At 58.4% G+C, this 4,734-nt stretch carries 3 protein-coding genes; 2 read left to right on the forward strand and 1 reads right to left on the reverse strand.

The window, feature by feature from the left end; genetic code table 11:
• On the reverse strand, positions 1–353 hold a 353-nt coding region (locus QNK41_RS20050), incomplete at its 3' end, for a hypothetical protein (RefSeq protein ID WP_319260709.1).
• A gap of 358 nt (positions 354–711) precedes the next feature.
• Here QNK41_RS20050 and QNK41_RS20055 point away from each other — a divergent pair.
• Positions 712–3,306 (forward strand): glycosyltransferase, encoded by a 2,595-nt coding sequence (locus QNK41_RS20055; protein WP_319260712.1) that lies wholly within the window; start codon positions 712–714, stop codon positions 3,304–3,306.
• A 60-nt stretch (positions 3,307–3,366) separates the two neighbouring features.
• On the forward strand, positions 3,367–4,734 hold a 1,368-nt coding region (locus tag QNK41_RS20060), incomplete at its 3' end, for an AMP-binding protein (RefSeq protein WP_319260714.1).

A 4,734-nucleotide genomic window follows, 5' to 3' on the forward strand; every position in this document is an offset into this window, starting at 1 on the left:
TCCAGCAGGCTGCCGGCATCGTGTGACCCCCATGTACGGATCGAATTGGCGCCTGCCTCGGCGGCAATGGATAGATGGCTTCGCCCGCCGATGCCCTTTATGAAATAAGGCTGCCTGCCACGGTACAGCAGGTAGCCTTTATCCTGGCGTATGATCGATACAGGAACGGGTGCCGTGAAATCGAAAGTGACCTTTACACCCCTTTCGGCAGCGGGTTCCAGCGAGGGCGCATCCATCGATTCCAGTCCTGAACCAAGGCAAAGGGCGCTATATACGTATGAAGAGAGGGTCACCACGACCAGGATGACAAGAATACGGTTTCTTTCCAGGATGAAGCGCTTTAAGATCATCATTGACGATCCTCGAAGTCAGTTGGACCAACCGCCGTTAATAAAATATGGCATCCTTAAATGGTTATATCGTCCATCCTTCCGAGGACTTGAGGGGCTTGCATCACTGGCAATCCTTACCTCATCGGATGTCAGGGTTTTCATGTGAGGTGAAATCGATTTTTTTGTTGTTAAGTGGGATCGGAAAAGACTATTTAGCCAAGGCTAATCCAGTAATACGCAAACTGATCTGCCGGGTCTGGATTTTTTAAAAGTTGCGATTGCATGAAAGCGACTATCTTGACGATTTTTGAGATTCGGATTCAGCCTTGAAGGGCCGGGGAAGGCTTTGTTGAACCGGGATCGATCGAGTGGATTCAATATGAAAATGTCCAGCATGGTTATTGCAGTGGCGATTGCGATCATGGCCGTCAGTCTGTGGGCGCTGGCCAATCGTCCGGACGAAGAACCGCCCTGGCCGGATCGTATTCAAGGGTTCTCATTTTCACCCTTTCAATCCGGCCAGGATCCCCTCGCGCGGATCTACCCGTCTGAAAGTCAGATCGACGGTGATCTGGCGCTGCTGCAGGGAAAAACCCATGCCATTCGAACCTACTCGGTCGAGGACGTGCTGGTAAAAATACCCGAGTTGGCCCGAAAGCACGACATCAACGTGGCTTTCGGGGTCTGGATCGATGCCGATGTGGAACGGAACCAGGCCGATATGCAGCGCTTTTTGGAAACCACCGTCAAAAGCACCAACATTGTGCGGGCCGTGGTGGGCAACGAGGTGCTGCTGCGCGGCGACCTCCCCATGGAGCAGCTCGTCGACTACCTGGACCAGGCGAGACAGGAATTAGAGATACCCGTCAGCACGGCCGAACCCTGGCATGTCTGGGTCAAGCACCATGAACTGGCCGAGCACGTGGATTTTCTGGCGGTTCACATGCTGCCCTATTGGGAGGGGGTTCACATCGACGTTGCCGTTGACTACGTGGTGGACAAGATCAACCTGCTCAAAACCCTTTTCCCCGATAAGCCCATCGTCATCGCCGAAGTCGGCTGGCCCAGCAACGGCCGCACGCGGCAGGCGGCCGTCGCCTCGCCGGCCAACCAGGCGATCTTTCTCAGACGGTTTCTGGAGCGGGCCGAGCAGGAAAACTATATTTATTATCTCATGGAAGCCTTCGACCAGCCGTGGAAACGGGACTCCGAAGGGGCGGTGGGCGCGTACTGGGGTGTTTACAATCTGGCACGCCAGGAAAAATTCTCCTTCACCCAGCCCATCGTTCCCATCGCCAACTGGTACATGCTGGCCGGGGTCTCCGTGCTCATTGCCATCATTACCTTCGCCATCCTGCTCATCGACAGTCAGACCCTTGGCAACCGGGGGCGGGGTTTTCTGGCCGTGCTGGTCTTTTCCGCCGCTTCGGGGGCGGTATGGGTCGTCTATGACTATATCCATCAGTATCTGACGGTGGGCACCGTTATTGTCGGACTGGTCATGATCGGCGGGATGATCGGAGTCATCGTGGTGCTGCTCACCGAAGCCCACGAATGGGCCGAGGCGCGCTGGATCATCCGCCTGCGACGGCCCTTCAACCCTATTGTCGTCGACGATGACCAGCTGCCGCTGGTTTCCATTCACCTGCCGGCCTACAACGAGCCGCCGGCCATGGTCATGGATACCCTGGATGCGCTGGCAGCCCTGGACTACCCCCGCTTCGAGGTTCTGGTGGTGGACAACAACACGCAGGACCCGAATGTCTGGGCGCCGGTGGAGGCCCGTTGCAAGAACCTGGGGTCACGATTCCGCTTCTTTCATGTGGCGCCGCTGGCCGGTTTCAAGGCCGGGGCATTGAATTTTGCCCTCGCCCACACGGACCCGGCGGCGCAGATCATCGCCGTGATCGACAGCGACTACCGGGTGGATCCCAGGTGGCTGCGTGAACTGGTCCCCCAGTTTACGGATCCTCAGATGGGGATTGTCCAGGCTCCCCAGGATTACCGGGATGGTGATGAAAATGCCTTCAAAGCCATGTGTTATGTCGAGTACCGCGGGTTCTTTTTTATCGGCATGGTCACCCGCAACGAGCGCAACGCCATCATCCAGCACGGGACCATGACGCTGGTCCGCCGGTCGGTTCTGGAGAGCATCGACGGGTGGAGCGAATGGTCCATCACCGAAGATGCCGAACTGGGGCTGCGGGTCTTCGAGAAGGGCTACGAGGCGGCCTATATCTCCAGATCATACGGCCGCGGACTGATGCCCGACACCTTCCTCGATTACAAGAAGCAGCGATTTCGCTGGGCTTACGGCGCCATGCAGATCCTGCGACGGCACCTGCCGTTTCTGACAGGCAGAAAAGAGAGCCGCCTGCGCAATGGACAGCGTTATCATTTTTTCGCCGGCTGGCTGCCCTGGCTGGCCGATGGGGTCAATCTGTTTTTCAACCTGGCCGCCTTGATGTGGTCGCTGGCCATGATCATCGATCCCCTGCACGTGGATCCGCCCCTGGTGGTCTTCTCGATTCTGCCGCTGTCCCTGTTTGCTTTCAAGATCAGCAAATTGTTCTACCTTTATCGAACGCGCGTGGATGCCACCCTGTCACAGACCCTGGCGGCATCCGCGGCCGGTCTGGCCCTTTCACACACCATCGCCAAGGCCGTGATCTCGGGGCTTATCACCCGCGACAAGCCGTTTTTCCGTACCCCCAAGATGGCCGGGGCCTCTGCGCTGGTACAAGCCCTGGCTTCTTCGCTGGAGGAGATACTCCTTTTTGGCGCCATGCTCAGCGCCGCCGCCGCCATCGGATTGATGCAGAAAATGGATACCCTGGACATGAACCTGTGGGTGATCGTGCTGGTGGTCCAGTCCCTGCCCTATGCCGCCACCTTGTTCGTGGCCCTGGTCAGCGGATTTCCACGGTTGTCGAGCCGGATTGTGCTCTGGCGATCACGGCAGGCGCATTTATAAATAATAGACCGCCTTTCTGCATGTGAAGGGAGCGAAACAGACAACAACGGAGGAAACACGATGCTGAAACCGGCCAAGGATTACCGCACCCTGTGCGAAACCTTCCGATGGGAGATCCCGGACCATTACAATATCGGTGTGGACATCTGCGACAAGTGGGCTGGTCAGCGCGACCGACTGGCCCTGATTTATGAAGACGATACGGGGCGGACACGGCGATATACCTTCCTCGATTTGAAGCGGCGTTCCAACCGACTGGCCAACGGCCTGAAGGCCATGGGCATCGGGATCGGTGACCGTGTGGGCATCCTTTTGCCCCAGCGGCCTGAGACCGCCATCAGCCACATCGGCATTTACAAGCTCGGGGCCATCGCCATCCCGCTGTTCACCCTTTTCGGAACCGATGCCCTGGCCTATCGCCTGGAAAACAGCCAGGCCAGCGGGGTGATCACCGATGCGGCCAACCTGCCCAAAATACTTTCCATCCGCGACACCCTGCCACAGCTGCGGGTTATCATCGTCACCGACGGGGATGCACCCGAAGGCGTTGCGGTCTTTGGGGATCTGCTGTCACGGGGCAGCGATGCCTTCACACCGGTGCAGACCCGGGCCGACGACCCGGCCCTGATCATCTACACCTCGGGGACCACCGGTCCGCCCAAGGGGGCGCTGCATGCTCACCGGGTACTTCTCGGCCACCTGCCCGGCGTTGAATTTCCGCACAACTTTTTTCCCCGCGAGAACGACCGGTTCTGGACGCCGGCAGACTGGGCCTGGATCGGGGGGCTCATCGATGTACTTTTCCCAAGCTGGCACCACGGCATTCCCGTCGTTGCACACCGTGCCAGAAAGTTCGATCCGGAGGAGGCCTTCCACCTGCTGGCCAAACACCGCATTCGCAACGCCTTCATGCCGCCCACTGCATTAAAGCTCATGCGCCAGGTGCCGGACCCGTCCGAGCGCCACGAGTTTAAAATGAGAACCATCGGCAGCGGGGGCGAGACACTGGGGGAAGGGCTGCTGGAGTGGGGCCGACGTGTCATGGGCGTGACCATCAACGAGTTTTACGGTCAGACCGAATGCAACCTGGTGGTGGGCAATTGTTCCGAGGTGATGCCCATTCGACCCGGGTCCATGGGTCGGGCTATACCCGGACACACGGTGGCGGTTGTGGATGAGGACGGTCATCCGCTGCCGGCGGGCACAGTGGGTGAAATTGCCGTGCGCAGCCCCGACCCGGTGATGTTTCTCGAGTACTGGAAGAATCCGGATGCCACCCGAAAAAAAATTGTCAACTACTGGAGCCTCACCGGGGACCTGGCCCGCATGGACGACGACGGATACCTCTGGTTCGTGGGCCGCAAGGACGATCTGATCACCAGTTCCGGCTACCGTATCGGACCGGCGGAAATAGAAGATTGTATCATG

The sequence above is a fragment of the Desulfosarcina sp. genome (genome assembly GCF_033791525.1).
Classification (GTDB): domain Bacteria; phylum Desulfobacterota; class Desulfobacteria; order Desulfobacterales; family Desulfosarcinaceae; genus Desulfosarcina.

Coding starts and splice junctions, on each gene's coding strand:
- QNK41_RS20055 (WP_319260712.1), top strand. CDS start 712: ATGAAAATGTCCAGCATGGTTATTGCAGTGGCGATTGCGATCATGGCC.